Here is a 26,264-nt window from a genome sequence, read left to right as displayed (position 1 = left end):
CCCTGCGGAGCTCTGTAGCGCTCAGTGGGCGATTGGGGCACCCACTGCGGCCGTCGCTCCCTCCTGGACCGGAGGGGTGAAAGAGCTGATGCGGGGCGCGAGTTAGGCTCACCTGTGTGAGTACGTGCGCCACCGCATCGCGGGACCTGGACGAGCCTCTCTCGGGCACCGCGGCCACCGCCAGGACATGGCTCCTGCTGGAACAGCCCGGCCCCTGGGGCGCCAAGGCGTTGCGGTCGAGCCACCTCGACCCGGAGGTCGGCCGCGCCCTGGAGAAGGCCGCCGAGGGCACCGGCGTACGCGTCGCCCTGATCCGCCGCCCCGGGCGTCACGCGGACGCTCACGCGCCTGCCCGGCGGCAGGTGTACGTGGCGCACACCGTCCCCGGCCGCACCTGGCTGCGCGGCGCGGCGACCGGCGATCCGCGCCGGCTGCTCGACCTCGACTTCGCGGCGCTCGGTGCCGGCGATCACGGCGGCTTCGGCGCCGCCCACACGGGCGCCCCTCTCGCGCTCGTCTGCACCAACGGCAAGCGCGACCGGTGCTGCGCCCTGCTCGGCAGGCCACTCGCCGCCGAGCTCGCCGACTCGGGTGAAGCCGGCGTTTGGGAAATCACTCATCTGGGTGGCCACCGCTTCTCCCCCACGATGCTCGTGCTGCCCCACGGCTACGCGTACGGCCGGGTGCGGGCCGCCGGCGTCAAAGAGATCATCGACGCCGCCCGCGCGGGGCGCGTCGTCATCGAGGGCTGCCGGGGGAATTCGGCCTGGGAGCGTCCCGGACAGGCCGCCGAGCTGGCAGTGCGCGCCGCGACCGGCGAGGACGCCGCGGGTGCCCTGAGCGTCATCCGTACGGATGACGCGGCTCCGCACTGGGAGGTGACCGTCGCACACACCGACGGCCGCCGGTGGCAGGTCACCGTCGTCCAGGGCGCCTCGGTCCCGCCCCGTCCGGAGAGCTGCGGCGCGGCTCCGGCGTCGCCCGCGCGGATGGATGTGACGGCGGTGCGGGCGATCGCGGACTGAGCGGACGTCCACGGACGAGATCCCCGCCACAGTGACTTCGAAGTAGCCCACCGGCCGCCGTACCGTTCGTACACATGAGCCCCACCTCCCCTGTGCGACGTCGCCGTCTCGGCCTGCCGCGGCGCGTGTTCTCGCAGGTGCTGCTGATGCAGCTGGCCGTCGCCGCGGGTGTCGCGGTGCTCGCCACCGGGCTCTTCCTCGCGCCGCTGAGCGACCAGCTCGACGACCAGGCGATGCGGCGCGCGCTCGCCATCGCGCAGACGACGGCCGCACAGCCGGAGATCGCAGACGAGCTTGCGGCATCCCGGCCCACGCCCGAGGGCCCCGTCCAGGCGGCGGCCGAGCGGATCCGGCGGGCCAGCGGCGCCGAGTACGTCGTGATCATGAACGAGGAAGGCGTGCGCTGGTCCCACACCGACCGCGGCCAGATCGGCAAGGTCGTCTCGACGGACCCCAGCGACGCCCTCGCGGGCCACAACGTCATGGAGATCGACAACGGCACCCTGGGCCGCTCCGCGCGCGGCAAGGTCGCGCTGCGGGACGGGGACGGGCACATCGTGGGCGCCGTCTCCGTAGGCATCGAGTACGACAGCGTGCGGGCCCGCCTGATCCACTCCATCCCCGGGTTGCTCGCCTACGCGGGCGGCGCTCTCGCAGTCGGCGCGCTCGCCGCGTATCTGATCTCCCGCAGAGTGCAGCGGCAGACCCGTGACCTGGCCTTCTCCGACATCTCCGCGCTGCTCGCCGAGCGTGAGGCGATGCTGCACGGCATCCGCGAGGGGGTGGTCGCCCTGGACCGCCGCGACCGGATCCGACTGCTCAACGACGAGGCCCAGCGCCTCCTGGGACTCGGCGCGGAGGTGATCGGGCAGCCGCTGGACGCGGCCCTCGGCCCGGGACGTACGACCGACGTGCTCGCTGGGCGGGTCACCGGCACCGACCTGCTGACCGTCCGCGGACAGCGGGTCCTGGTCGCCAACCGCATGCCGACCGACGACGGAGGCGCCGTCGCCACCCTGCGCGACCGCACCGAACTGGAACAGCTCGGCCGCGAACTGGACTCCACCCGCGGTCTCATCGACGCCCTGCGCGCCCAGGACCACGAGCACGCCAACCGCATGCACACGCTTCTCGGCCTGCTCGAACTGGAGATGTACGAGGAGGCGGCGGAGTTCGTCGGCGAGGTGGCCGGCGCCCACCGGGTGACCGCCGAACAGATCACCGAGAAGGTACGCGACCCGCTCCTGGCGGCCCTGCTCGTCGGCAAGGCCACGGTCGCCGCCGAACGGGGCGTCGCCCTCCATGTGCCGCACGACGCCGCGCTGCCCGACCGGCTCGTCGACCCGAGCGGCCTCGTCACGATCGTCGGTAACCTCGTCGACAACGCCCTCGACGCCGCCGCGGGCACCCGCCACGCGCGCGTGGAGGTCGATCTGCGCTCCGACGGACGGACCGTGGTCCTCCAGGTGCGCGATTCCGGTCCCGGCGTCCCTGTCGAGCAGCGCGAGACGATCTTCACGGAGGGCTGGACCACCAAGGAGCCCCCGGCCCACCGCAAGCGCGGCATCGGCCTCGCCCTGGTCCGCAGGCTCGCCGAACGGCAGGGCGGCAGCGCACGGGTCGCCGAAGCACCGGACGGAGGCGCGGAGTTCACCGTCGTCCTGCCGGAAGCGCTGACGGATCCCGTACTCGCCGCCGCGGACGACACGACGACCGACGCCATGAAGGAGCCACGATGACCACGGCCTTGAAGGAGTCGCGATGATCGACGTCCTGGTCGTGGACGACGACACCCGCGTCGCGGACGTCAACGCCGCCTACGTGGCGAAGATCCCCGGCTTCCGGGTGACGGCCAAGGCACACAACGCCGCCGAGACCCTGCGCCTCGTCGAGGATGTCCCCGTCGACCTGATCCTGCTGGACCACTACCTGCCCGACGAGACGGGACTGTCCGTCGTACGCAGCCTGCGCGAGCGCGGCCACCAGACTGACGTGATCATGGTGACCGCCGCGCGCGACGTCGCCACGGTGCAGGCGGCGATGCGGCACGGCGCACTCCAGTACCTCGTCAAGCCGTTCTCGTACGCCGGCCTGCGCGCCAAACTCGACGCGTACGCGACGCTGCGCCGCACCCTGGACGGTGGAGGCGAGGCCGAACAGGCCGAGGTCGACCGCATCTTCGGGGCTCTCTCCGCGACCGTGGCCCCCGACCTGCCCAAGGGGCATTCGCCCACCACGGCGGAGCTGGTGCGGCGAGCGCTGATGGGCGCTGAAGGGCCGCTCTCGGCCCAGGAGCTGGCGGACCGCACCCGACTGAGCCGGCAGACGGCACAGCGCTATCTGAAGCTTCTGGAGCGCACGGGACGGGTCAGGCTGAGCCTCAAGTACGGCGACACGGGCCGACCCGAACACCGCTACGAGTGGGCGGCCAGCATCTGATCACCCTCGGCCCGAAACCCCCGCGGTGCACCGTGTCCACGAGGGCCCGCTACGCCGCCCCCGCCCCGGTAAGCGAACGCACCTCCGTCTCCGCGTGCTTGACCTCATCGGCCTCCTCGCGCGAGGTCACCGTGCCGAGCCAGCCCGCGAGGAAGCCCAGCGGGATGGAGACGAGGCCCGGGTTCTCCAAGGGGAAATACTGGAAGTCCACGCCGGGGAAGAGCGAGTCGGGGCCACCGGAGACCACGGGCGACAGGATCACCAGCGCGACCGCCGGCAACAGACCCCCGTACACCGACCAGACCGCACCCCGCGTGGTGAAGTTCCGCCAGAACAGGGAGTAGAGCAGCACCGGCAGGTTGGCGGAGGCCGCGACCGCGAAGGCGAGGCCCACCAGGAACGCGACGTTGAGATCGTGGGCCAGCAGGCCGAGACCGATCGCGACCACGCCGATCCCGGCCGCGGCGAGGCGGGCCACCGCCACCTCGCTGCGCGGCTTGGCGTTCCGGCGCCGCAGGGATGCGTACAGGTCGTGGGCCACCGACGCCGAGGAGGCGAGCGTGATGCCGGCGACCACGGCGAGGATCGTGGCGAAGGCGATGGCGGCGACGACCGCGAACAGAACCGTTCCGCCTGTGGAGTTCGCACCGCCGCCCAGATCGAGCGCGAGAAGCGGAACCGCCGTGTTCCCGGCCGCGTTCGAGCCGCGCACCGCGTCCGAGCCGACGAGAGCGGCCGCCCCGAAGCCGAGCACGATCGTCATCAGATAGAAACCGCCGATGAGGCCGATGGACCAGATGACCGAGCGGCGGGCGGCCCGCGCGGTCGGCACCGTGTAGAAGCGGGACAGGATGTGCGGCAGCCCCGCCGTGCCGAGCACCAGCGCGATCCCCAGGCTGATGAAGTCGAGCCGGGCGGTCCAGTCGCCGCCGTACCTCAGGCCGGGCGCGAGGAACCGGTCGCCGTGGCCGCTGCGATCGGCGGCCGTGCGCAGCAGTTGATTGAAGTCCCCGTGGAAATGCACCAGGACGAGCACGGTGAGCACGATGGCCCCGCCCATCAGCAGGACCGCCTTGACGATCTGGATCCAGGTGGTGGCCCGCATCCCTCCCAACGACACATAGATCACCATGAGCGCGCCGACGCCGATCACGGTCCAGGTCTGCGCCGCCCCGCTCGTCCCTCCGAGCAGCAGCGCCACCAGTGAGCCCGCTCCCACCATCTGCGCCACCAGATAGAGAACGGACACGGTCACCGAGGAAGTTCCCGCCGCGATCCGCACCGGCCGCTCCCGCATCCGCGCGGCGACGACATCGCCGAGCGTGAACTTGCCGCAGTTGCGCACCAGTTCGGCCACTAGGAACAGCACGACCAGCCAGGCGACAAGGAAGCCCACGGAGTAGAGCAGCCCGTCGTACCCGAAGAGCGCGATGAGTCCGGAGATACCGAGGAAGGAGGCGGCCGACATGTAGTCACCGGCGATGGCGAAACCGTTCTCCATGGGGGAGAAGAGCCGGCCGCCCGCGTAGAACTCCTCGGCCGAGCCGTGCCGGTTGCGGCTCGCCCAGGTGGTGATCGCCAGCGTGACCGCCACGAACACCCCGAACAACAGCAGGGCGAGGTTCTGGTGATCACCCATCAGCGCTCTACCCCCTGAATCCGTTCCTGCTCCCTCGCCTGCTCCCGCTTCTGCTCGAACACGGCCCAGCGCAGGTCGAGCGCCGGCCTGTCCCGTCGCAACCGCGCATGCCGCGCGTACGCCCACGTCAGCAGGAACGTCGACAGGAACTGTCCGAGCCCCGCCAGCATCGCCACGTTCACGGCGCCGGTGACCGGCCGCGCCATCAGCCCCGGCGCCGTCGTCGCCGCCACCACATAGGCGATGTACCAGGCGGAGAAGACGACCACGGCCGGGACGACGAACCGCCGGTACCGGCTGCGCACCTCCTGGAAGGCGTCGCTGCGCTGCACCGCCAGGTAGATGTCGGCAGGGTCGGCGCTCCGCTGCGGGGGCACGGGGCGGGGCGGCACCACGGTCGCGGGCGCCTCCGCGCCGTCCAGTTCTCCCCAGCCGGAGGCGAGCGCGTCGTACCAGGGATCCCTCAGCTCGCCCGACCGGCTCCGGTCGGCATCGGCCCGGCCCGGCACCACATCGGACCCGTCGTGCTTCTCCACCGAACTCTCCTTAGTCCGCAGCCGTGTTCGGCCGCGTGCCCAAGGATGGGCAGAACGGGGAGACCCGTGACTCTTCTCCCCTCGCTCTTCACCCCATCAGGTGAAGCCACGTCAGGTGCAGCCCGCGTCAGGTGCAGCCCGCGTCAGGTGCGTCCACGTCAGCTGCGCGGGCTCCCTTCCGGCTTGGTGAGCCCATGCCGGTAGGCGTAACGGACGGCCTGCGCCCGGTCCTTGAGGCCCGCCTTGGCGAAGAGGTTGTTGATGTGGGTCTTCACCGTCGCGGTGGAGACGTGCAGTGAGCGGGCGATCTCGTGGTTCGTCATGCCCTCGGCGATCAGGACGAGCACCTCGGTCTCGCGGACGGTGAGGCCGTCGGGCGGCTCAGCGGCCGCCGTAACCTCGGGCTCCGACAGCCGTTCGAGAAGGCGCCGTTGGATCCGCGGGGAGAGCCCCGCGTCGCCCGACAGCACGTCCTCGACGGCACGGACGATCTCGTCCCCGCCGGCGTCCTTGGTCAGATAGCCGCGCGCTCCCGCCTTGAGCGCCGGGAACAGCGAGTCGTCGTCGGCATAGGTGGTGAGCACGACGACCTGCGTCCCGGGGTACTGGGCGCGGATGCGCCGCGTGGCCTCCGCGCCGTCACAGCGGGGCATGCGCAGGTCCATCAGGACCACGTCCGGGGACAGTTCGGCGACGAGGCGGACGGCCTCCTCGCCATCGGCACCCGAGCCCACGACCTCGATGCCGGGCAGCAGCCCCAGGAGCATCACGATCCCCTCACGCACCACGGTCTGGTCGTCGACCACGACCACCCGCGCGGGTGGTCTTCCTCCGCCCGCGGCGGACCCCACCGGGCTCTCACCCGCGATCCCGGCGGCGCCTTCCTCCCCCGTCATCCCGGCACCCTCAGCGTCACCACGAAGCCCTCCTCACCCGGTCCTGCCTCCAGGGACCCGCCAAGCAGCTCGGCGCGCTCCCGCATCCCGAGCAGACCGTACCCGGCGCCGGAGGCGGCCAGTTCCCCCGGCGACTGCCCTCCCGAATCCCGCACGTCCAGCCGCACTTCGCCCTCCCCGTACCGCAGACACACCTGGATCTTCGCGCCCGGCGCATGCTTGCGGACGTTGGTCAGGGCCTCCTGCGCCACCCTCCGCACCGCCTGGGACGCCTCGGCGGGCAAGGCGCGGCGCTCCCCCGTCACGGTGACCGACGCGCGGTCCGCCGTGACCAGCTCGCGCAGGAAGTCCTCGACCGGGGTCATCTCCCCGCGCAGAGCGGACAGCGCCTGTCTGGTCTCGGCGAGCCCTTCTCTCGCCATGGAGCGGGCGGCCACCACACGGTCCAGGATCTGGTCCTTCGTCGCGTCGCCCTCGATCAGCAGCCGGGCCGCCTCAAGGTGGACGAGTTGCGCGGAGAGGCTGTGCGCGAGCACGTCGTGGATCTCGCGGGCGATGCGGGCCCGCTCGGCGAGGGCGGCCGACTCCGCCTCCGCTGCTCGCGCCGCCCGCTCCTGGGTGAGCAGCCGCAGGGCGCTCCCCCGCGCCTCCGCGTCCAGGCGCAGCGTGTACCCGGCGAGCACCAGGCCGATGACGGTGAGCGCCGTGATGAGCCAGCTGTCGTTGTTGTACGTGGCGTAACCGGTCATCGCGGCCAGCACGCAGGGTCCCGCCGCTATGAGCGGCAGCCGCTCCAGGGCGGAGACCGCCGTCCCGCACCACAACACCAGGGCCAGCAGGCGCCAGTCGGCGATCTGCGCGGTGAATGCCGCCCCCATGAGCAGCGCCATCAGCGCCAGGGAGGGCCGCAGCCGGTGGGCGTAGGAGACGCGGAAGAAGGCCCACCCCGCCCAGGTGACGGCAAGGACCAGCGCCACTCCGTCGACCAGGCGCCAGCCACGGTCCGCGTGCAAAGCGTTCCACAGCAGGCTGCCGAGGATCACGACCCGCAGAACCCTGACGAACCAGAGCCGGGCAAGGCTCAGGCCTGCCCAGGTGAGCGCCTCTCGGGAAGGCCATCTCGTCCAGCGGTCCCGATTCACGCGGCTCCCTTCCGCACTGACTCACGCGCCGCGTGCGCCATACCGTACGTCGCCCGCTCGGCCCCGGTCCCGACGCCGGCCCCGATCCCGGCCACCGCCCCGGAGCGCAGGAGGAGCAGGCCGCTGCGGACCAGGAGGGTGGTCGCGAGGGCCAGCATCAGCGTGGCACTGCCCTGGCGCACCTGCAGCAACGAGCCGATCCCGTACAGGCCTGCCCGCAGCGCGATGCCGACGACCCAGACGATGGCGGTGGCCTTGGTGCCCTTGGACCAGGCAGTGCCGTCCTGGTCAGTCCACACATGGGAGGTCCGCGCCCAGCCGGCTCCTATGGCCAGGGCGACGAGCAGCTCGGCGGCGAGCAGGGCCACCGACGCCGTGCGGTGGTGGGGGTCGATCAGGTCGGGCTCGCGCACGGCCATGAAGACCAGCACGGCCGGTATGAGCCACCAGCGCCGGTCCGTGCCGATCTGCTGGGCCTTGAACTGGCGGACCACCACCAGCACCACGACCGCACAGATCACCAGCGCGTTGGTGAGCCCAGACATGTGTGCCTCCGTACGACGAGCGGGACGAGGCCGATCCGAGGGGGATCGACGGCTTCGACGCTACGGAAATCTCCAGGTCATGGGATCGGAGCAGGGGTGGAACACGGGTGGAGCCGGGTGCTCCACCCGTGGGTGGAGGACCCGGCTCCTGCATGTTCGAGCACGGCTCCCGAGGCGCTCGGGCCGTGTCAGGCGTCGATGCGCGAGCGGTCCAGCGTGGCCGCGGAGCTGGTGATGAACTCCTTGCGCGGGGCGACGTCATTGCCCATCAGCAGATCGAAGACCTGCTCCGCCGAGTCCAGATCGGAGATGTTGATCCGGCGCAGCGTACGGAACCTCGGGTCCATCGTGGTCTCGGCCAGCTGGTCGGCATCCATCTCGCCCAGACCCTTGTACCGCTGGATGGAGTCCTTGTAGCGCACGTTCTTGCGCTGCAGCTCCAGCAGCGTCTCGCGCAGCTCACGGTCGGAGTAGGTGTAGATGTACTTGTCCTGGCCCTTCTTGGGCTGGCTCAGCTCGATCCGGTGCAGCGGCGGGACCGCCGCGAACACGCGCCCCGCCTCCACCATGGGCCGCATGTAGCGCTGGAACAGCGTGAGCAACAGGATCCGGATGTGGGCGCCGTCGACGTCGGCGTCGACGAGCAGGATGATCTTGCCGTAGCGGGCCGCGTCGATGTCGAAGGTCCGGCCCGAGCCCGCTCCTATGACCTGGATGATGGCCCCGCACTCGGCGTTCTTCAGCATGTCCGACACGGACGCCTTCTGAACGTTGAGGATCTTGCCGCGGATCGGCAGCAGCGCCTGGAACTCGGAGTTGCGGGCCAGCTTCGCCGTGCCCAGCGCGGAGTCGCCCTCCACGATGAACAGCTCGCTGCGGTCCACGTCGTCGCTGCGGCAGTCCGCCAGCTTCGCCGGCAGCGACGAGGACTCCAGAGCCGTCTTGCGGCGCTGCGCGTCCTTGTGCTGGCGGGCCGCGATGCGGGTGCGGGCGGCGGCGACGGCCTTGTCCATGACCGCGCGGGCCTGCGCCTTCGCATCGCGCTTGGTGGACGTCAGGAAGGCCTTGAGCTCCTTGGCGATGACGTTGGCCACGATGCGGTTGGCCGCGGAGGTGCCGAGCACCTCCTTCGTCTGCCCCTCGAACTGCGGCTCGGCGAGGCGGACCGTGACCACGGCGGTCAGGCCTTCCAGGGCGTCGTCCTTGACGATGTCGTCCTCGGCGACCCGCAGCACCTTCTGGCTGCGCATGACCTCGTTCATCGTCTTGGTCAGCGAGCGCTCGAAACCGCTCACATGGGTGCCGCCCTTAGGGGTGGCGATGATGTTCACGAACGACCTGACCGTCGTGTCGTAGCCGGTGCCCCACCGCAGCGCCACGTCCACGCCGAGCTCGCGCGTGACCTCGGTGGGCGTCATCTGGCCGTGGTCGTCCAGGACCGGCACCGTCTCCTTGAAGGTGCCCTGCCCCGACAGGCGCAGGACGTCGCAGACGGCCTTGTCCTGCGCCAGGTACTCGCAGAACTCGCTGATGCCTCCGTCGAAGCGGAAGGATTCCTCGCCCTTCGTGCCGCCGTCGCCGAGACCGAGCTCGTCCCGTACGACGATCGTGAGACCCGGCACCAGGAACGCGGTCTGCCGGGCACGCTGGTGCAGGTTCTCCAGCGAGAGCTTGGCGTCCTTGAGGAAGATCTGGCGGTCCGCCCAGTAGCGGATGCGCGTGCCGGACCGGCTCTTGGGAACCTTCTTGACCTTGCTCAGCTTGGCCGAGGAGTCGAAGGGAGCCTCAGGCCCCGGCTTGGCGAAGGCACCGGGGACGCCGCGGCGGAAGCTGATCGCGTGGGTGTGTCCTGCGCGGTCCACCTCGACGTCGAGCCGCGCGGAGAGCGCGTTCACCACGGAGGCGCCCACACCGTGCAGACCGCCGGAGGCCGCGTACGAGCCGCCGCCGAACTTTCCGCCCGCGTGCAGCTTGGTCATGACGACCTCGACCCCGGAGAGGCCGGTCTTGGGCTCGACGTCGACCGGAATGCCACGGCCGTTGTCCCGGACCTCCACGGACGCGTCGTCGTGGAGGATGACCTCGATGTGGTCGCAGTACCCGCCCAGGGCCTCGTCGACGGAGTTGTCGATGATCTCCCAGAGGCAGTGCATCAGGCCGCGGCTGTCCGTCGACCCGATGTACATGCCCGGGCGCTTGCGGACGGCCTCGAGCCCCTCCAGGACGAGCAGGTGCCGCGCGGTGTAGTTGGAACCGTCCCGGTCTGCTCCTGTCAGCAATGCTGTCGACGGCACGGACGTATCGGCGGTCACGCGGTTCGCTCCTCGCTGAATTTCAAAGGGGGTCCTTTGGGGTAAGGACGCGGCTTCGGTTACCGGTGAGAGGGTACCGAGGCCTGGTAGAGCCGTTGTAACGCCACCCTCGTCTCAACTCAGACTAGTCCACGCTCGCATGCATGTTCGATCCCTCGATGGAGTGAAGCGCACGTCACGTTCCCTTCGAGGCATGAACCATTTAGGCTCCGGGCACGTCCTCATGAACAACCCGGCAAGCCAGCCGGGCGGACCCCGACCTGACAGACAGCGCGAAACCGTAAGACACGTAAGAGACGCAATACGGCACATTCGCCGCCAACCGGCAACGGACAACCTCCTCAAAAAGAAACTTCGAGGAAAAGCCACGAGCGGGAACGTTTTCGGCCTGGTTGGATGTTGACCCTGGTACGACAGCTCGTCGAGCTAGAGAAGAGGCGACGTGACTACTGTTCTGACCCCCGCGAGCCCCCTGACGGCCGCTGATCGCTGCGACCGCTGCGGCGCCCAGGCATACCTGCGCGTCGTCCTGTTGAGCGGCGGTGAACTGCTCTTCTGCGCCCACCACGGCCGCAAGTTCGAGCCGGAACTCAAGAAGATCGCCGCTGAGATACAGGACGAGACGGAGCGCCTGACCGCCGTTCCCGAGAGCGCCACCGAAGAGGAACGCTGACACCTCGCACCCACGACGAGCCAGCTCCGGCACACCAGGCCGGTGAACGGGCGGTCGCCCCAGCCGACAGGCAGGGACGGCCGCCCGCTCTCGTCTCGCGCCACAGGGGCCTCTGAGGCCCTTCAGGGACCCTCCTGGTCCGACGGCACGGGCCGCCGGGGCGTACGGGCCCCCTAGTGGCGGCTGCGCAGCTCCTTCGTCACACCCGAGACCCGCGTGTAGACGCCAGGGCTCCCCGCGCGCCCACAGCCGCTCCCCCAGGACACCAGGCCGATGAGTTTGCCCTGGGCGACGAGCGGCCCGCCGCTGTCCCCCTGACAGGCGTCCCGGCCGCCCTGCATCTCGCCGGCGCAGACCATGGTCCGCGCGATGTAGCGCCCGTCGGCACTGCCGGGATAGGCCTTCTCGCACACCGAGTCGGCCAGCACTCCCACACGCGCCGAATGCAGCGTCTTGGCGTAGTCACCCGTACCCGAGGTGTCCCCCCAGCCGTACACCGCGGCGTCCGTGCCCGGTGCGTACGCGGAGTCACCCGCCCCTGCCATGGGGATCGTGTACCCCTTGGGCAGCGGCTCGGCCAGAGTGAGTGCCGCGACGTCGCCGGAGTTCGTGTAACTGTCGTACGCCGGGTTGACCCAGACGTCGCTGACCTTGGTCTCGGAGCCCTCCGTCGTACGGAGGTCCGCGCGGCCGGCGATGACCTTCAGATCCGACACCTGCCCCATGGACACGCCGAGTACGTCCTTGCTCACGCAGTGGGCCGCCGTCAGGACCGTCGAGCGCCCGACGACCACCCCACCGCAGAACTGGCCCGCGCGGGCGTTCCCGAACCGGGCACGGCTGGACAGCGCCACCGCCCATGGACTGGCGGACACGTCCACCGGGTGGCCTCCTACCACCACGCTGTCGGCGGCGGCGGGCAGCGGGGAAGCCAACGGAAGGACGGCGGCACCGGCCGCCAGGGCCAGGGCCCCCGTCCACGCTCGGGCGAAGGAACGACGCATGCGATCTCCTCACTCTGGGTTGCCATCGAGTACCCAGAGTGATTCAGTATCGCCCACCGCGCACCCGCGCACGCGAAAGGCCCGAAGCCGTGTATCGCCGGCTTCGGGCCTTTCGTGAGAGTGCACCGGCGCGTGTCCGCGCCGGTTCGCCTGACTAGTCCAGGTAGTCGCGCAGGACCTGCGAACGCGACGGGTGGCGCAGCTTCGACATCGTCTTCGACTCGATCTGACGGATGCGCTCACGCGTCACCCCGTAAACCTTGCCGATCTCGTCGAGGGTCTTGGGCTGGCCGTCCGTGAGGCCGAAGCGCATGGAGACCACGCCCGCCTCGCGCTCGGACAGCGTGTCCAGGACGGAGTGCAGCTGCTCCTGGAGGAGCGTGAAGCTGACCGCGTCGGCGGGCACGACCGCTTCGGAGTCCTCGATGAGGTCACCGAACTCGCTGTCGCCGTCCTCACCCAGAGGGGTGTGGAGGGAGATCGGCTCACGGCCGTACTTCTGGACCTCGATGACCTTCTCCGGGGTCATGTCGAGTTCCTTGGCCAGCTCCTCCGGGGTGGGCTCACGGCCCAGGTCCTGGAGCATCTGGCGCTGCACGCGCGCGAGCTTGTTGATGACCTCGACCATGTGCACCGGGATACGGATGGTGCGGGCCTGGTCGGCCATGGCGCGGGTGATCGCCTGACGGATCCACCAGGTGGCGTACGTGGAGAACTTGTAGCCCTTGGTGTAGTCGAACTTCTCGACCGCGCGGATCAGACCGAGGTTGCCCTCCTGGATGAGGTCCAGGAAGAGCATGCCGCGGCCGGTGTAGCGCTTGGCCAGCGAGACCACCAGGCGGAGGTTGGCCTCCAGGAGGTGGTTCTTGGCGCGGCGGCCGTCCTCGGCGATGATCTCCAGCTCACGCTTAAGCTTCGGCGCGAGCTTGTCGGCGTTGGCCAGCTTGTCCTCGGCGAACAGACCGGCCTCGATGCGCTTGGCGAGCTCGACCTCCTGCTCGGCGTTGAGCAGCGGGACCTTGCCGATCTGCTTCAGGTAGTCCTTGACCGGGTCGGCGGTGGCACCGGCGGCGGCGACCTGCTGGGCCGGCGCGTCGTCCTCGTCCTCGTCGGACAGGACGAAGCCCTGGGCGCCCTCCTCGGCCGGCTCGCCCTCGCCGGGCTTGCCGGCGGCGGGTGCCTCCTCGGTGGTCTCCTCGTCCAGGAGCTCGTCGGCGTCCTTCTTGGCGGTGGTCTTCTTGGCCGCCGTCTTCTTGGCGGTGGTCTTCTTGGCGACGGCCTTCTTGGCCGTCGTCTTCTTGGCAGCGACCTTCTTCGCGGGCGCGTCCTCGGCGACGCCGTCCGCGGTCGGCGCCTCAGTGGCGGCGGTGGCGGTGGGCTTCGCCGTGGCGGCCTTGGCCGCGACCGTCCTGGTCGCGGTGCGCTTGGCCGGACTCTTCGCTGCGACGCTCTTGCGGGGGCGCTTGGGCTCCGCGGCACTGACCATCAGCGTCACACCCTCTTCCTCGAGGATCTGGTTGAGGCTGCGCAGAACGTTCTTCCACTGAGTGGCCGGAATCTGGTCAGCTTCGAAGGCACGACGCACGTCATCGCCGGCGATCTGCCCATCAGCCTTTCCCCGCTCGATGAGCGCCATGACAGAGACGGATTCGGCGATCTCCGGCGGGAGCGTACGGGATGTGCTGGCCGACACGAACAACCTCTCGGAACGTTGGAAAACGGCTTCCGGCCCCGTCCATGGTGGACCGGAGCCGACGACCGGCGGCTGGGGATTGGGCCGACGGCGCGGGCGTCGCCTGGGAGCTGCACAGCGTCGCGAACGACGTCTGTATTCCTTCCTCGGCTATCACCTCTTAGGTCATCGCGCTGTTCCTTGGAGCGTTACGCCCAATCTACGTGGCCCGAGTCACACCCCGTAAGCGCTCAAAAACACCCAGATACGGTCAGAAGCGTCCTATACGCATGCACGAATGATCCCCCGATGCCCCGTGAGGAAACCCCCCACGGTCGTGTCGCCGGACCCCGCCGGGCTCTCGAGGAGCCCGTGAGGGTCCGGCGACACGGGGAGCGGCGGCGGAGCGGTGCACGCGTACGGATCGAGGTACGCGGACGGCTCGGCGCTGCCGCGGGGCGCGTGCACGACCGCGGCGTCGGCGGGGCCGCGGTCAGTGCTCGCGCGGGGCGGGCACGACGCGCTCGACCTCGGGGTGGACGGTGAGCAGCTGCCGCATGGCGGCTTCGGCGCCCGCTCCGTCGCCCGCGGCGAGGGCGTCGACGACGCGCGAGTGGTGCACGAGGGAGGCCTCGGTGGGGCGGTCGCAGCCGCTGGTCGGTCCGCCGGAGACCTGGAGGGCGGCCGAGACGATTCCGGAGAGGTGCTCCAGCATGCGGTTGCCCGCGACCTGGATGAGCAGCGAGTGGAACTCCGCGTCGGCGCGGGAGAAGGTGATCACGTCTCCCTGGGCCAGCGCGTGTCCCATGATCTCGACCATGTCGGCGAGGCGCTGCTGCACCTCCTCGCGGCCGTGCCCGGCGGCGAGGCGGGCGGCGAGCGGCTCGATCATCCACCGGAGCTCACCGAGCTCGCGCCGCTGGTCGTCGCGCTGCGGACCGAAGGCCCGCCACTCGATGATGTCCGGGTCGAGGAGGTTCCAGTCACTGACAGGACGCACGCGCGTGCCGACGTTGGGCCGGGCGCTGACCAGGCCCTTGGCCTCGAGCACGCGCAGCGACTCGCGCACGACGGTGCGGGAGACCTCGAAGCGCTGGCCGATCTCCTCGGGGACGAGCGGGCGGTCGGCGCCGAGGTCACCGGAGACGATCATCTGCCCCAGTTGCTGGACGAGTTGGCCGTGCAGCCCGCGGCCGCGGTTCCCGGCGGCGCGGCGTCCCACACGCCCCAGGTCCTGGTCGGCGCCGTCCCACATGGAAGCGGCGGCACGCTCGCCGCCGGGAGAGTCGGCGTAGGGGTATCGGTCGAGGTCACCCGGGCCGGCGAGACCGGAGTCGGCGGAGCGGGCGGTGGTCATCATGGTGTGCGCAAGGGTACTCACGGATCAGTTGTCGGCTCTGCCTCCAACTCCCTTGAGGTCTTTGGTGAAAAGCACACGAAAGGGTGATCGCTTACCCCGCCGCAATTGACGCCTTATCGGAAAGAAATGGACGTCAACCGGGGAGTTGCGTACACCCTGGAGACGGAAGGCGACGGGCGGCCCTCAACGGACGCGCGTGCGCATCGCCGTGAGCAGATACGCGCAGAGCAGAGCGGTCAGGGACAACATCAGTGCACTGCCCACAGGTTGGGCGATCATGCGTACCCCGACGGCCAGATATCGCTCGGCACCGAACGGCCACTGCACCAGGGCGAGGTCCCGGAGCCGACCCGGAAGCCCGGCCGCCGATCGCACAGACGGTCCCTCAACGGCCTTCTGTACGAGTGGTACGACGAGGATCGGCACCGCGAGCACGGCGGCAAGCCCCGCGGCCGTGGACCGGAAAACGCCTGCGGCCAGCACACCGGCCCAGGCGCATCCCGTCACCAGAGCAGCCCAACTGGCGCCCTGCGCAAGCCAGTCCGCGGGAACTCTGGTGAGCTCTTCTCCGTATACAAGGTGGAGCAGCGCGGCGTCGGAGACCACCGCGAGGGTGCTCAGGAGCAGCGCCGTGGCGGCGGCGACGAGCAGTTTGGCGCCGAGCAGTCCGAGGCGGCGCGGCACGGCGCCTCGGTCGGCGGCGAGTGCGGGGTGGCGGAACTCGTCACCGAAGGCGAAGGCGCCGAGCAGCCCGGCGCCGAGAGCCGCGGGCGGCAGGGGGAGTTCTTCGGGCCAGGCGGCGAGGAGTCGCTGCTGCGGCGTGTGTCCGACCCGCGCGAGGAAGACGCAGAGCACGGCGGAGGCGGCGAGAACGAGGCCCAGCGTGAGGTAGCCGGTACCGACACCGGTGAGGCGGCGCAGCTCGTAGCGCAACGGGCGCAGGGGGCTCCGGCTGGGGCGGACGGTGATGGGCGGCGGCAGGGGGGAGAGCGCGTCTCGCGGGGCCGGCAGGGATGACGGGGCGGAGGAGGCCGCCTCGGCGCGCGTAGTGGCGACGTCGAGCGGAAGGGTGTCCTCGACTTGGCGTGGGGCCTGAGGGGTCGAGGAGGCTGGGGCGTCCGCGCCGGGATGCTCGGACTCGATGATCGAGGCCAGGGCGGGGGCGGGGGAAGTGGCAACGACAAGTGAGGCGGCCGGGCGGGGCTCGTCCGGCTTCTCTCGGTCGGGCAGGACCGCCGTGGGTTCTGACGGTCTCAGCGGGCCCGTATCCCCGACCTCGTCGGCGAGTTGATGGACCAGGATGCCGTGGCGGTACGCGGTCTCGCCCACGTCGGCACAGCAGCTTCCGTACACGGAGAGCCTGTTGCCGTCCTCGCGCACCACCTCGATGGCGCGCCGACTCGCGCGGGCCTCCTTGGCGAGCAGCGCGCCGAGTCGGGCGGCGTGCGGACTGCGGACGGCGACGCGGGGGCGGAGCCTGGTACGGGCGAAGTCCGCGGCCCCCTGGTCGGCTACGAGCCGCCCCTCTTCCAGCGTGACGACCCGGTCGGCGGCCCGTGCGGCCTCCTTGGGGTCGTCCGTGGTGAACAGGACCGTGCCGCCCTCGTGCGCGTGAGCGCGCAGGATCCCGTGCAGCCATGCGGCCTCACGGGCCGAGAGGCCGTCGCCCGGCCCGTCCAGGACCAGCGTGTGCGGGTCGGCGAGCAACGCGCAGGCCAGCCCCAGACGACGGTCCATGCCGCGCGACAGGGTGCCCAGACGCTGATCCCGCAGGCTGACGAGTCCGACGACCTCCAGGACGTCGTCGGCGCGCTGGACGGGCACGCCGGTGGCCGCGCACAGCATGCGCAGATGGCCGCGGACCGAACGTGCGGGGTGTCCCGGGACTTCCCCCAGGAGCACGCCCACCTCGCGCGACGGGTGGGCGATGCGATGCAGGGGGCGGCCTCTGAAGTACGTGATTCCACGGCCCTGTTCGAGTTCGAGCATCAGACGCAGCGCCGTGGTCGTGCTGGTGGTGTCGGCGCCGAGCAGCGCCGTGACACGGCCGTTGCGCGCCTCGAAGGACACGTCGTCCACGGCGGGCGGGAGCTCCTCGCGGGGATTGCTGGTCAGTCCGATGGCCTGGATCATCGCTTCTCTCGCAGGATGTGCGACCGCTCGGCGGCCGGGGCCCGTCCACCGGTCGGGGACGGACGAGCCCCGTGGGTACTGCAGCAAGATAACGCGACATTTACGGCTTTTCGGTCAGGGTGCGGGCGCGGCGACCGGCCCGCCGACGACCGTTGACGGGTTCAGTGGTCCCTGGCGAGCCCGAGGGGGTCAGACTTCGGGGCGCAGCATCGGCGGGTTGAGGAGGGTCGCGCCGCCCGCCCGAAAGAGCTGCGCGGGGCGGCCGCCCTGACGGGTGGTCGTCCCCCCGGTGGGCACGAGAAAGCCCGGGGTGCCCGTGACCTTGCGGTGGAAGTTGCGCGGGTCGAGGACGACGCCCCAGACCGCCTCGTACACACGTCGCAGCTCGCCGACGGTGAACTCCGGCGGGCAGAAGGCGGTCGCCAGCGAGGAGTACTCGATCTTGGATCGGGCGCGTTCCACGCCGTCCGCGAGGATCTGGGCGTGGTCGAAGGCGAGCGGTGCCGCCTGCTCGTCCTCGCGGCCGTAGCCCCCTTGATGGAGCAGGGCTTCGACGGGTGCCCAGCGCGCACTGTGGGCGTCGCCGCCGGGCCGGGGCGCGGGCAGGTCCGGGGCCAGGGCGAGGTGGGCGACGCTGACGACCCGCATACGCGGATCACGCTTGGGGTCGCCGTACGTCGCGAGCTGTTCGAGGTGCGCTCCGTTGGCCTGCGCCGGGGCGCCGGGGTCGTGGGCACACAGGCCCGTCTCCTCGATCAGTTCGCGAGCCGCCGCTGCCGAGAGGTCCTCATCCGCCCGTACGAAACCTCCGGGGAGTGCCCAACGGCCCTGGAACGGCTGTTCACCACGCCGCACGGCCAGCGCGCAGAGCGCGTGACGGCGCACGGTCAACACGACCAGGTCGACGGTGACTGCGAAGGGCGGGAAGGCCGACGGGTCGTAGGGCGACATGCCGCGATCATAGTCGTCTGCCTGACGATAAACACCTCCTTCGCCCATTGCCTCCCGGTCCGGGCCACCAGGGCCGGCTGACCGCACCTCTTGCCCCTCCGCTCGGTCGCGCAGCGGAGTCACACCCCCAACTGCAGCCCGTCGGCCGCCTCCTCGACCATGGCGAGACCGAGCCGGCTCACCCGTACGGAGAACGGGGCGTCCGCGACACTCAGGCCGTGCAGTTCCAGCTCCCCCAGCGGGGCACTGCGGACCGGGCGCAGCGTGACCGTGCCGGCCGGCGCGTCGGGCCGGATCCCGGCGACCGCCACGAGGACGTGGATCCCGGCGGCAGCGGCGGCCCCCGCCGGACGGCAGGCGGCGGGGTGCGGCAGCGGTGCCCCACCCACGGTGCGCTGCTCTCCCGCGAACATCTCGGGCAGCCGGTGGTCGAAGGACTCGGCCGCGGAGAGCATGCCGTGCAGCAGCGCGCTCGCCTCCTTCTCATAACCGGCTGCCACCAGACCGGTGATCGCGACCGCCGTCTCCTGCACGCGGACCGATCCGCCCCGGTGTCCGAACGGGTTGTACGCGGCCTCCTTAGCGCCCAGGCTGCGCAACCCCCAGCCGGAGTCCATGGCGGGGCCGCCGAGCAGCCGGGCGAGTTGCTCGGTCCTGACCTTGTCGAGCAGACCGGGGGCGAGCGTGCCGGACCCGAGCAGGCCGGTGTCCAGGAGGTGGGCCGCGCCACCGGTGAGGTGGGGCACGGGCCGTCCGTCGGGCAGACGGGCGGCGGCCGGTCTGCCACCGGCCCGGTCCTCCACCCAGAACTCCTCCCGGAACGCGGACCGCAACCGCGCCGCCCACTCGCGCAGGCCCGCCGCGTCGCCACCGCCGTGCGCGTCGAGCAGATCGGCACCGAGCAGTGCGGCCCGGTGCGCATGCGCCTGGACCTCGCCGCGCGCGATCCCTCCGGGACGGGCTCTTCGGGCTCCGGGACCGCTGGCCGCGCCCGGGCCGTCGCGGTGGGCCTGACTCTCCTGGCGAGCACCCGGGCGGGCACCTGGAAGAGCGTCGGCCAGGAACACGCCGTCGTCGACCGCTGCCTGCAGCCACCGCAGACACCGCCGGGCCGCGGGCAGCAGCTCCTCGACCTCCTGTGCGGGCATTCCCCAGCGCCATGCCTCCGCCAGGAGCACCGGGAAGAGCAGCGTCGCGTCGGTGCCCGTGCAGCCCGGGGGCAGGTGGGGGCCCGCGTCCCGCAACGGCCCCGGGATCATGCCCGCGCGGTGTCCTGGGCCGGTGATCTGGCTGCGGGCGAGGGTGCGCAGCGTCCCCGCGGCGATCCGGGTGCCCAGTGGCAGCGCCATGCGGGCCGCGGCCAGCGCTTCGGCGGGGGCGAGTCCACAGCGCCACGGTGCCCCCGCGGCCGGGTAGAGGTCGGTCGGGTGTTCGGGGTCGCGCAGCAACAGTGCCTGCAGATCCTCCACGGATCGATCGAGGAGCGGCTGGACCCGCGGGTCGTCGCCGACCGCCCGCGCCCCGGCGACGGATCGCATCCCACCGTGCCCCGCCGCCCGCACCGGCCCGGCTCCCTCGGGCCGTACCCGCAGCTCCACACTCCGTGAGGCGCCGGCCGGCAGATCCATCTCCCAGCGCAGCAAACCCGCGGAGGCCATGGCGTCGTCGGGCGCCGGGTCGGCCGTCACCACACAGTGGGTCGTGGCGGCGGACCACCGCATTCCTGAGTCGTGCACGCTGGCCGGGAGTTCGGGACCGGCCCGGCCGGAAGCGACCGCACCCACGTCGGCCAGGTCCGTGCCGAGCGAGATCTCGACGGGAAGTCGGAGAGGTCGCGCGGCCGCGCTGTGCAGGGTGATCCGCTCCGTGCCGTCCGCGTGACGGATCCGTTCGACGATGATCTCCGGGTCGGGGCCGCGGTCGGTCGGCAGTCGCAGCGTCGCGACGAACCGCGCCCTGTCGGCGGACAGTATGCGGGCCTGCACGGCCACCGGTTCGCGTCCCGCCACCCGTACCTGACATCGCGACAGGGTCCGGCGCCCGGCGCGGTAGAACCCCTCCAGTCCCCGTCCGGTCAACTGCCCCTGGTCCGTGGAGATCGCGAGGGCGGGCAACGCGACGCAGGTCAGCACCGTGTGCGCGGGCGGGAGTTCCACAGGACGGGGCGGTGCCGGGGTCGGATTCCGGGCCGGGCCGGCGGGCAGGGGCGGGCGGGCCTGCACGGCCCGCCGGGGCCCCTCTCTGTCGGAGACGGAAGACGGAGCGGGGAGAGACATGGGGCAGCTTCTTCTGCGTTGTCTGCGCTACGGGAAGTCGGAGGAGGTGCGGCGGCGCGCCCCGGAGGCGGGTACCGCCACACAGGTGAACGGGCCGACCCCGCTCCAAGTCACGCCCTCGCGGCGGGCAGCCGACCGTATGGCCCCGGCCTGCCATCCTCACCAGGACCTCCAGAAGCGTCAGGCTCACCAAGCCCGTCAACCTCGCCGATCCCTGTCGTAGTCGCGCCGCCCATCCGGCCGGCCACCGGGGCCAGCCGCTCATCGGTCGTCCCGTGTGCTGCGCCGCAGGGTGGGGCGGCGGTTCCGCGGTCCGGTGCCCGAGGCGCCCGCGGCCCGTGTGCCTCCGAAGGCCGGGCCGCCGGGTGCCCGAGAGCCGCCGGGCGTCCGGAAGCCGCCGGGCGTGCGGGGGCGGTGCGTGTCGCCGCTGCCGGCCGGGCGCGGCAGACGTCGGCGGCGGCGCCGTGGAGGGGTGTCGGCCGGCGCGTCGTCGGCACAGCGTGGGACTTCTTGACTCTCGCCCCCTCCTTCGCCCTCGCCGTCGCCCTGGTCGGCGGCCACTTTCTGGCGTTCCTTCTCGCCTTCTTTCTCGCCCTCTGCCTCTCCTTCGCTCACTTCTTCGCCCACTCCCTCGTGTGCCTCTCCCTCCTCGTCCGCCTCATCGCTCTCGCGGTTGTCCCGCTCCCTGCGCAGGCAGCGGCGGATCGCTTCCGGGTCCAGGTCCTCGTTACAGGCCTGGTTGAGGAGCAGCGCGAAGGCGTACCCCGGGTCAGCGCGCAGCGCCATGTCCAGGGCCTCCTGGCCTTCCGTGACATCGCCCAGGGACCAGGCGACCCAGCCGGCGAGGGACAGGGGGGCGGCCGCGTGTTCCGCGTACGCCCCGACACAGCGCCGGGACAGGCTCCTCCAGAGCCGGAGCGCGGGCAGCGCCGCGGGTCCCTCCATCCACTCCGCCGCACGGTCGCGGGTCGAGCGGTCCTGCAGGCCGAAGATCAGCGCGGCTGCTTCGTCGTGCGCGATCAACTCGTCGTCCCTGCGGTCGGCTTCGAGTGTGTCCGCGAGTGGGGGTTCTGCGGCCAGGCGCGTCATGATGCGACGGGCCAGGTCGAGCGTCTCCGCCGCTACGAGTCCGTGGCGGTCGGCGCCCTGCTCCTTCGTCCCCCGGCCACGGTCCGTGCTGGCGCCTCCCGTGCTGTCGTCGCGCGGACGCGTGTCACCCAGGTCCATGTCCATCAGCATCCGGGGAATGAGGGTGAGACCGGCCGCGTCGAGTGCGCGTTCCTGGTCCGCCGCCGCGGCGGTCCGCCAGGGCGCGAGCCTCCCCCGCAGAGCGCTCTGCGTGACGCCCGCCGGGATTCCCATATAGGTCGCGGCCGCGGCCAGGACCGATGTGCCGGGCCTGAGCAGGGGCATGCCCTCCGGTGGGCAGCACCGGGTGTCCGGGCAGCAGAAGGTCCAGAGGCTGCCGTCCGAGATGCACACGACCTCGATGACCGGGACGTCGAGGCGACCGCACGCCAGGCGCAACTCCTGGGCCAGCGGGCGCAGGCGCTCCCTCACCTGCCGGCCGGACTCCGCGCCCACCGGCTCCTGACAGAGGAAGGCCACGACGCCGTCCGGCCGTGCTCCCCTCCGCTCGCACCCGCCCACCAGGCACTGGGCCAGTTGTTCCGCCACGCACGGCCAGTCTCCCGCGCGCTCGGGAACCCCGAGGCGCACGCGGCCGCCGAACCGTCCGTGCTCGCCGTGCATGGCGATGAGCACGATGCTCTCCTCGGGCTTGAAGCCGAGCAAATACGGCAAGGCGTCGGCCAGTTCGGCCGGCGAGCGGAGGGTGACCACCGGCGCGTCCAACGAACCCGTGGCGCGGGCAGCGTTGTTGGGGTCGAGCGGGCCGGTTGCTTCGCTGTGATTTTTCGTCATGCGCCGACTCTCCCGCGGATCGACCAGTTCCGGTTGACCCTGTGGATAACCCCGATCAGGGGCACGCCAAGAGTTATCCACAGCCGAAGGCACCCACTCGCCAGGTCGCACCCTCCGAGCGCAGAGTTGATGTCTCGCAACCGAACCCGGGAGGTGACAGAGGGTCATGCCACACCAGCGAATCAGTTAATTAGGTTAGGCTAAGCTAAGGTCGACATCGCCAGCGAGACAGGCACGCACGAGGGACGGGACCATGACAGTACGGGCCGCGGTGGCCGGGGCGAGTGGGTACGCGGGCGGGGAGATCCTCCGGCTGCTGACGTCACACCCGGAGGTCGAGATCGGTGCGGTGACCGCGCACAGCAGCGCCGGGCAAAGGCTCGGGGACGTGCAGCGGCACCTGAATCTGTCGCACCTCGCGGACCGGGTTCTCACCGAGACGTCGGTGGACCAGCTGCGCGGTCACGACGTCGTCTTCCTCGCATTGCCCCACGGCCGGTCCGCCGAGGTCGCGCGGGAGTTGGGGGACGACACCCTCGTCGTGGACTGCGGCGCGGACTTCCGGCTGCGCGAGCCCGCCGACTGGAAACGGTTCTACGGCACCCCGCACGCCGGAACCTGGCCCTACGGACTCCCCGAACTCCCGGGAGCGCGAGACGAGTTGAAGGACAGTCGCCGGATCGCCGTGCCCGGCTGCTACCCCACGGCCGTGACGCTGGCCCTGTTCCCGGCCTTCCTTGCGCAGTTGGTGGAGCCGGAGGCCGTCGTCGTCGCCGCCAGCGGGACGTCGGGTGCGGGCCGGGTGGCCAAACCCCATCTGGTCGGCGCCGAAGTGATGGGGTCGATGGCGCCGTACGGGGTCGGGGGCGGGCACCGGCACACGCCGGAGCTGACCCAGAACCTGTCGCAGGTCGCGGGCGAACGCGTGACCGTCTCCTTCACGCCGACCCTGGCCCCCATGCCCCGGGGCATCCTCGCCACCTGCTCGGCGCGGCTGCGCCCAGGTCTGCCGGTCGGCGCGGCGGAGGACGACGTGCGTGCCGCGTACGAGACCGCCTACGCCGACGAGCCGTTCGTACGCCTGCTGCCGCCCGGCACCTGGCCGTCCACCTCCGCCGTCCTCGGGTCCAACACCGCCCAGATACAGGTCACCGTCGACGCCGCCGCCCGCCGGCTCGTCTGCGTCAGCGCGATCGACAACCTGACCAAGGGCACCGCCGGTGGCGCGGTGCAGAGCATGAACATCGCCCTCGGCCTGCCGGAGCGGACGGGCCTGCCCATGAACGGAGTGGCTCCGTGAGCGTGACCGCTGCCCGGGGGTTCCTCGCCAGCGGGGTGTCCGCCGGCATCAAGGAATCCGGGCACCCGGATCTGGCACTGGTGGTGAACCGTGGGCCGTCGACCGCGGCAGCCGCCGTATTCACCTCGAACCGTGTGCAGGCGGCACCCGTGCGCTGGTCCCGGCGCGTGGTGGCCGATGGCGCGCTGTCGGCTGTCGTCCTCAACTCCGGTGGCGCCAACGCCTGTACCGGGCCTGCGGGTGAGGGCGACGCCCGGGAGATGGCGGGCCGCACGGCGCGGGCGGTCGGCGCCGAGGCGGACCGGGTCGCGGTGTGCTCCACCGGGCTCATCGGTGTTCCGCTGCCCATGGACCGGGTGACGGCGGGGATCGACGCCGCCACGGCCCGCCTCTCGGACGACGGTGGTGAGGACGCCGCCGTGGCGATCAAGACGACCGATTCCGTGCACAAGACGGCGGTGGCGTCAGGGCCGGGCTGGACCGTGGGCGGCATGGCGAAGGGTGCGGGCATGCTCGCGCCCGGCCTCGCGACCATGCTGGTGGTGCTCACCACCGACGCGGACGTCAGTGCGCCCGAACTCGACTCGGCGCTGCGGGAAGCGGTGCGCACCACCTTCGACCGGGTGGACTCCGACGGTTGCATGTCGACCAACGACACCGTACTGCTGCTCGCGTCGGGCGCCTCGGGGATACGGCCCGACCCGGCAGCCTTCGCTCAAACCGTGCACGACGTCTGCCACGACCTGGCGCGCATGCTCATAGCGGACGCGGAGGGCGCGTCGAAGGAGATCGAGGTGCGCGTGATCGGAGCGGCCTCGGAGCGGGACGCCGTCGAGGTGGGCCGGTCGGTGGCCCGGAACAACCTCCTCAAGTGCGCCCTGCACGGCGAAGACCCGAACTGGGGCCGGGTGCTGTCGGCGATCGGCACGACTGCCGCCGTCTTCGAGCCCGACCGCCTGGACGTGACGATCAACGGCGTCCTCGTGTGCCGGGACGGTGCGGCCGGGGAATCCCGTGACCTGGTGGACCTGTCGGGGCGTCAGGTGACGGTCGTCATTGACCTGCGCTCCGGGACGGCGACGGCGACGATCTGGACGAACGATCTCACCGCCGCGTACGTCCACGAGAACAGCGCGTACAGCTCGTGAACGGAGTAAGGGCAGACATGCACGCGGACATGGACGCGGACCCGGCCGTCGCCGGAGCACTCCCCCACTTTCCGGGGGTGGCCGAGGACTTCCAGGGGGTGTCCAAGGGCCTCCAGGGGGTGCCCGAGCAACTGCAAGGGGAGTCCGAGGAATTCCAGGCGGTGTCCGCGGAACTGCAAGGGAGCGTGGTCGTCGTCAAGTTCGGTGGACACGCCATGGTGGACGCGACCCTGCAGCGGACGTTCGCCCGTGACGTCGTGGAGTTGTGGCGCGCGGGGCTGCGACCGGTCGTCGTGCACGGCGGCGGGCCGCAGATCAGCGCGATGCTCGACCGACTCGCCCTGGAGAGCCGCTTCGAAGCCGGCCTGCGCGTGACCACGCCGGAGACCATGGAGGTCGTCCGCATGGTGCTGACCGGCCGGGTGCAGCGGGAGTTGGTCGGTCACATCAACGCACATGGACCGTTCGCCGTGGGGATGACGGGTGAGGACGCCCACACGATGACGGCCGTGCGGCGGCCGGCCTGGGTGGACGGCCGGCCGGTGGACATCGGCCTCGTCGGCGACGTCGTCGACGTGAACCCGGGCATGGTGCGCACGCTTCTGGAGCAAGGGCACATACCCGTGGTTTCTCCGGTGGCCCGTGGTGAGGAGGGGGAGGTCTACAACGTCAACGCCGACCTCGCGGCGTCGGCCTTGGCCGTCGCCCTGGACGCCGAGCGCGTCGTGATGCTGACCGATGTGGAGGGCCTGTACGCGGACTGGCCGCGTAGCACCGAGGTGATCGGGCGCCTGACGGCCAACGAGCTGGAGGAGCTGCTGCCGGGGCTGGCGAGCGGGATGTTGCCGAAGATGGAGGGTTGCCTGCGGGCCGTCCGTGGGGGCGTGCGCAAGGCACACGTACTTGATGGGCGTGTGGCGCACGCGGTGTTGCGGGGGGTGTTGGGGGAGACGAGCCCCGGCACGACGGTTGTTGTCGGTGACGGGAGTGACGGTGTGGCTGCCGGGATCTCCGGTGTCGCCGGGGCCGCCGGGGCCGCCGGGGCGGCAGGCCGTCATCTCGGTGACGCGGGGGACTCCGGTGCCGCCGGTGCCGCCGGGACCTCCAGTGTCGCCGGGTCTCCCGGTGTCGCCGGTGCCGCTGGGATCCTCGGTTCCGCCGGGACCTCCGGTGTCTCCGGGACCTCCGATGCCCCCGCGACCTCCGGTGCCGCCGGTGCCCCCGGGACCTCCGGTGCCTCCGGTGCCTCCGAGGTTGTCCTGCTCGGTGACACCGCCATGGCGCCCGCGC

General features: G+C 71.4%; 19 protein-coding genes and 1 pseudogene. 7 read left to right on the top strand and 13 right to left on the bottom strand.

Annotated elements, in window-relative coordinates; all coding sequences use genetic code 11:
- The first annotated feature begins 116 nt into the window (after positions 1 to 116).
- The 3 genes from ACZ6CV_RS20090 to ACZ6CV_RS20080 all read left to right on the top strand — a co-directional run bounded on the left by ACZ6CV_RS20090 (position 117) and on the right by ACZ6CV_RS20080 (position 3,464).
- Positions 117 to 1,025 carry a sucrase ferredoxin gene (locus ACZ6CV_RS20090; RefSeq protein ID WP_469252107.1) on the top strand — a complete coding sequence of 303 codons (909 nt, stop codon included), beginning with the start codon at positions 117 to 119 and terminating at the stop codon, positions 1,023 to 1,025.
- A gap of 74 nt (positions 1,026 to 1,099) precedes the next feature.
- Positions 1,100 to 2,764 (top strand): sensor histidine kinase, encoded by a 1,665-nt coding sequence (locus tag ACZ6CV_RS20085; RefSeq protein WP_469252106.1) that lies wholly within the window; start codon positions 1,100 to 1,102, stop codon positions 2,762 to 2,764.
- A 22-nt stretch (positions 2,765 to 2,786) separates the two neighbouring features.
- Complete coding sequence (locus ACZ6CV_RS20080) at positions 2,787 to 3,464, top strand: response regulator (RefSeq protein WP_469252105.1); 678 nt, start codon at positions 2,787 to 2,789, stop codon at positions 3,462 to 3,464.
- A 49-nt stretch (positions 3,465 to 3,513) separates the two neighbouring features.
- On the opposite strand, the gene ACZ6CV_RS20075 is transcribed toward ACZ6CV_RS20080, so the two are convergent.
- From ACZ6CV_RS20075 to ACZ6CV_RS20050, 6 genes are all read right to left on the bottom strand, one after another.
- On the bottom strand, positions 3,514 to 5,106 hold the full coding sequence (locus tag ACZ6CV_RS20075; RefSeq protein ID WP_469252451.1) for a solute symporter family protein: 1,593 nt from the start codon (positions 5,104 to 5,106) through the stop codon (positions 3,514 to 3,516).
- Positions 5,103 to 5,639, bottom strand: coding sequence for a DUF485 domain-containing protein (locus tag ACZ6CV_RS20070; RefSeq protein WP_469252104.1), 537 nt, complete (start codon positions 5,637 to 5,639; stop codon positions 5,103 to 5,105). The genes ACZ6CV_RS20075 and ACZ6CV_RS20070 overlap by 4 nt, the downstream gene beginning before the upstream one ends.
- A 158-nt stretch (positions 5,640 to 5,797) precedes the next feature.
- The gene (locus ACZ6CV_RS20065; RefSeq protein ID WP_469252103.1) at positions 5,798 to 6,535 is read right to left on the bottom strand and encodes a response regulator; all 738 of its coding nucleotides are present in this window, start codon (positions 6,533 to 6,535) and stop codon (positions 5,798 to 5,800) included.
- On the bottom strand, positions 6,532 to 7,677 hold the full coding sequence (locus ACZ6CV_RS20060) for a sensor histidine kinase (RefSeq protein ID WP_469252102.1): 1,146 nt from the start codon (positions 7,675 to 7,677) through the stop codon (positions 6,532 to 6,534). Before ACZ6CV_RS20060 ends, ACZ6CV_RS20065 begins: the two co-directional genes overlap by 4 nt.
- Positions 7,674 to 8,222 (bottom strand): DUF1453 domain-containing protein, encoded by a 549-nt coding sequence (locus ACZ6CV_RS20055; RefSeq protein ID WP_469252101.1) that lies wholly within the window; start codon positions 8,220 to 8,222, stop codon positions 7,674 to 7,676. The genes ACZ6CV_RS20060 and ACZ6CV_RS20055 overlap by 4 nt, the downstream gene beginning before the upstream one ends.
- 188 nt (positions 8,223 to 8,410) lie before the next feature.
- Positions 8,411 to 10,534, bottom strand: coding sequence for a DNA gyrase/topoisomerase IV subunit B (locus ACZ6CV_RS20050; protein WP_469252100.1), 2,124 nt, complete (start codon positions 10,532 to 10,534; stop codon positions 8,411 to 8,413).
- A 442-nt stretch (positions 10,535 to 10,976) separates the two neighbouring features.
- On the opposite strand from ACZ6CV_RS20050, the gene ACZ6CV_RS20045 reads away from it, so the two are divergent.
- Complete coding sequence (locus tag ACZ6CV_RS20045; RefSeq protein ID WP_055544920.1) at positions 10,977 to 11,207, top strand: DUF7455 domain-containing protein; 231 nt, start codon at positions 10,977 to 10,979, stop codon at positions 11,205 to 11,207.
- A gap of 173 nt (positions 11,208 to 11,380) precedes the next feature.
- Here ACZ6CV_RS20045 and ACZ6CV_RS20040 read toward each other — a convergent pair whose 3' ends face one another.
- The 7 genes from ACZ6CV_RS20040 to ACZ6CV_RS20010 form a co-directional block, all read right to left on the bottom strand.
- Positions 11,381 to 12,211, bottom strand: a complete 831-nt coding sequence (locus ACZ6CV_RS20040; RefSeq protein WP_469252099.1) for a serine protease — start codon at positions 12,209 to 12,211, stop codon at positions 11,381 to 11,383.
- Positions 12,212 to 12,365: 154 nt separating this feature from the next.
- On the bottom strand, positions 12,366 to 13,910 hold the full coding sequence (locus ACZ6CV_RS20035) for an RNA polymerase sigma factor (RefSeq protein WP_469252098.1): 1,545 nt from the start codon (positions 13,908 to 13,910) through the stop codon (positions 12,366 to 12,368).
- Between the two features lie 466 nt (positions 13,911 to 14,376).
- A complete protein-coding gene (locus ACZ6CV_RS20030; protein ID WP_469252097.1) occupies positions 14,377 to 15,264 on the bottom strand; it encodes a FadR/GntR family transcriptional regulator in 888 nt (295 codons plus the stop codon).
- Positions 15,265 to 15,426: 162 nt separating this feature from the next.
- A complete protein-coding gene (locus ACZ6CV_RS20025; RefSeq protein ID WP_469252096.1) occupies positions 15,427 to 17,376 on the bottom strand; it encodes an ATP-binding cassette domain-containing protein in 1,950 nt (649 codons plus the stop codon).
- A 189-nt stretch (positions 17,377 to 17,565) separates the two neighbouring features.
- Positions 17,566 to 18,327: an NUDIX hydrolase gene (locus ACZ6CV_RS20020; RefSeq protein ID WP_355804410.1), complete on the bottom strand. Its 762-nt coding sequence runs from the start codon at positions 18,325 to 18,327 to the stop codon at positions 17,566 to 17,568.
- 119 nt (positions 18,328 to 18,446) lie between these two features.
- Entirely contained in the window at positions 18,447 to 20,603 is a 2,157-nt protein-coding gene (locus tag ACZ6CV_RS20015; protein ID WP_469252095.1) for a glycogen debranching N-terminal domain-containing protein, read from the bottom strand.
- A 261-nt stretch (positions 20,604 to 20,864) separates the two neighbouring features.
- The gene (locus ACZ6CV_RS20010; protein WP_469252094.1) at positions 20,865 to 22,526 is read right to left on the bottom strand and encodes a DUF4192 domain-containing protein; all 1,662 of its coding nucleotides are present in this window, start codon (positions 22,524 to 22,526) and stop codon (positions 20,865 to 20,867) included.
- Between the two features lie 253 nt (positions 22,527 to 22,779).
- Here ACZ6CV_RS20010 and argC point away from each other — a divergent pair, with 253 nt between their 5' ends.
- The 3 genes and pseudogenes from argC to argB form a co-directional block, all read left to right on the top strand.
- A complete protein-coding gene (gene argC / locus ACZ6CV_RS20005) occupies positions 22,780 to 23,826 on the top strand; it encodes an N-acetyl-gamma-glutamyl-phosphate reductase (RefSeq protein WP_469252093.1) in 1,047 nt (348 codons plus the stop codon).
- Positions 23,823 to 24,974, top strand: coding sequence for a bifunctional glutamate N-acetyltransferase/amino-acid acetyltransferase ArgJ (argJ, locus tag ACZ6CV_RS20000; RefSeq protein ID WP_469252092.1), 1,152 nt, complete (start codon positions 23,823 to 23,825; stop codon positions 24,972 to 24,974). The genes argC and argJ overlap by 4 nt, the downstream gene beginning before the upstream one ends.
- A gap of 131 nt (positions 24,975 to 25,105) precedes the next feature.
- Positions 25,106 to 25,954 (top strand): annotated as a pseudogene (argB, locus tag ACZ6CV_RS19995) (acetylglutamate kinase); the annotation flags it as partial.
- Between the last annotated feature and the right edge of the window lie 310 nt (positions 25,955 to 26,264).

Source organism: Streptomyces sp. NPDC041713, assembly GCF_055591085.1.
This window is presented reverse-complemented; position numbering and strand designations above follow the sequence as displayed.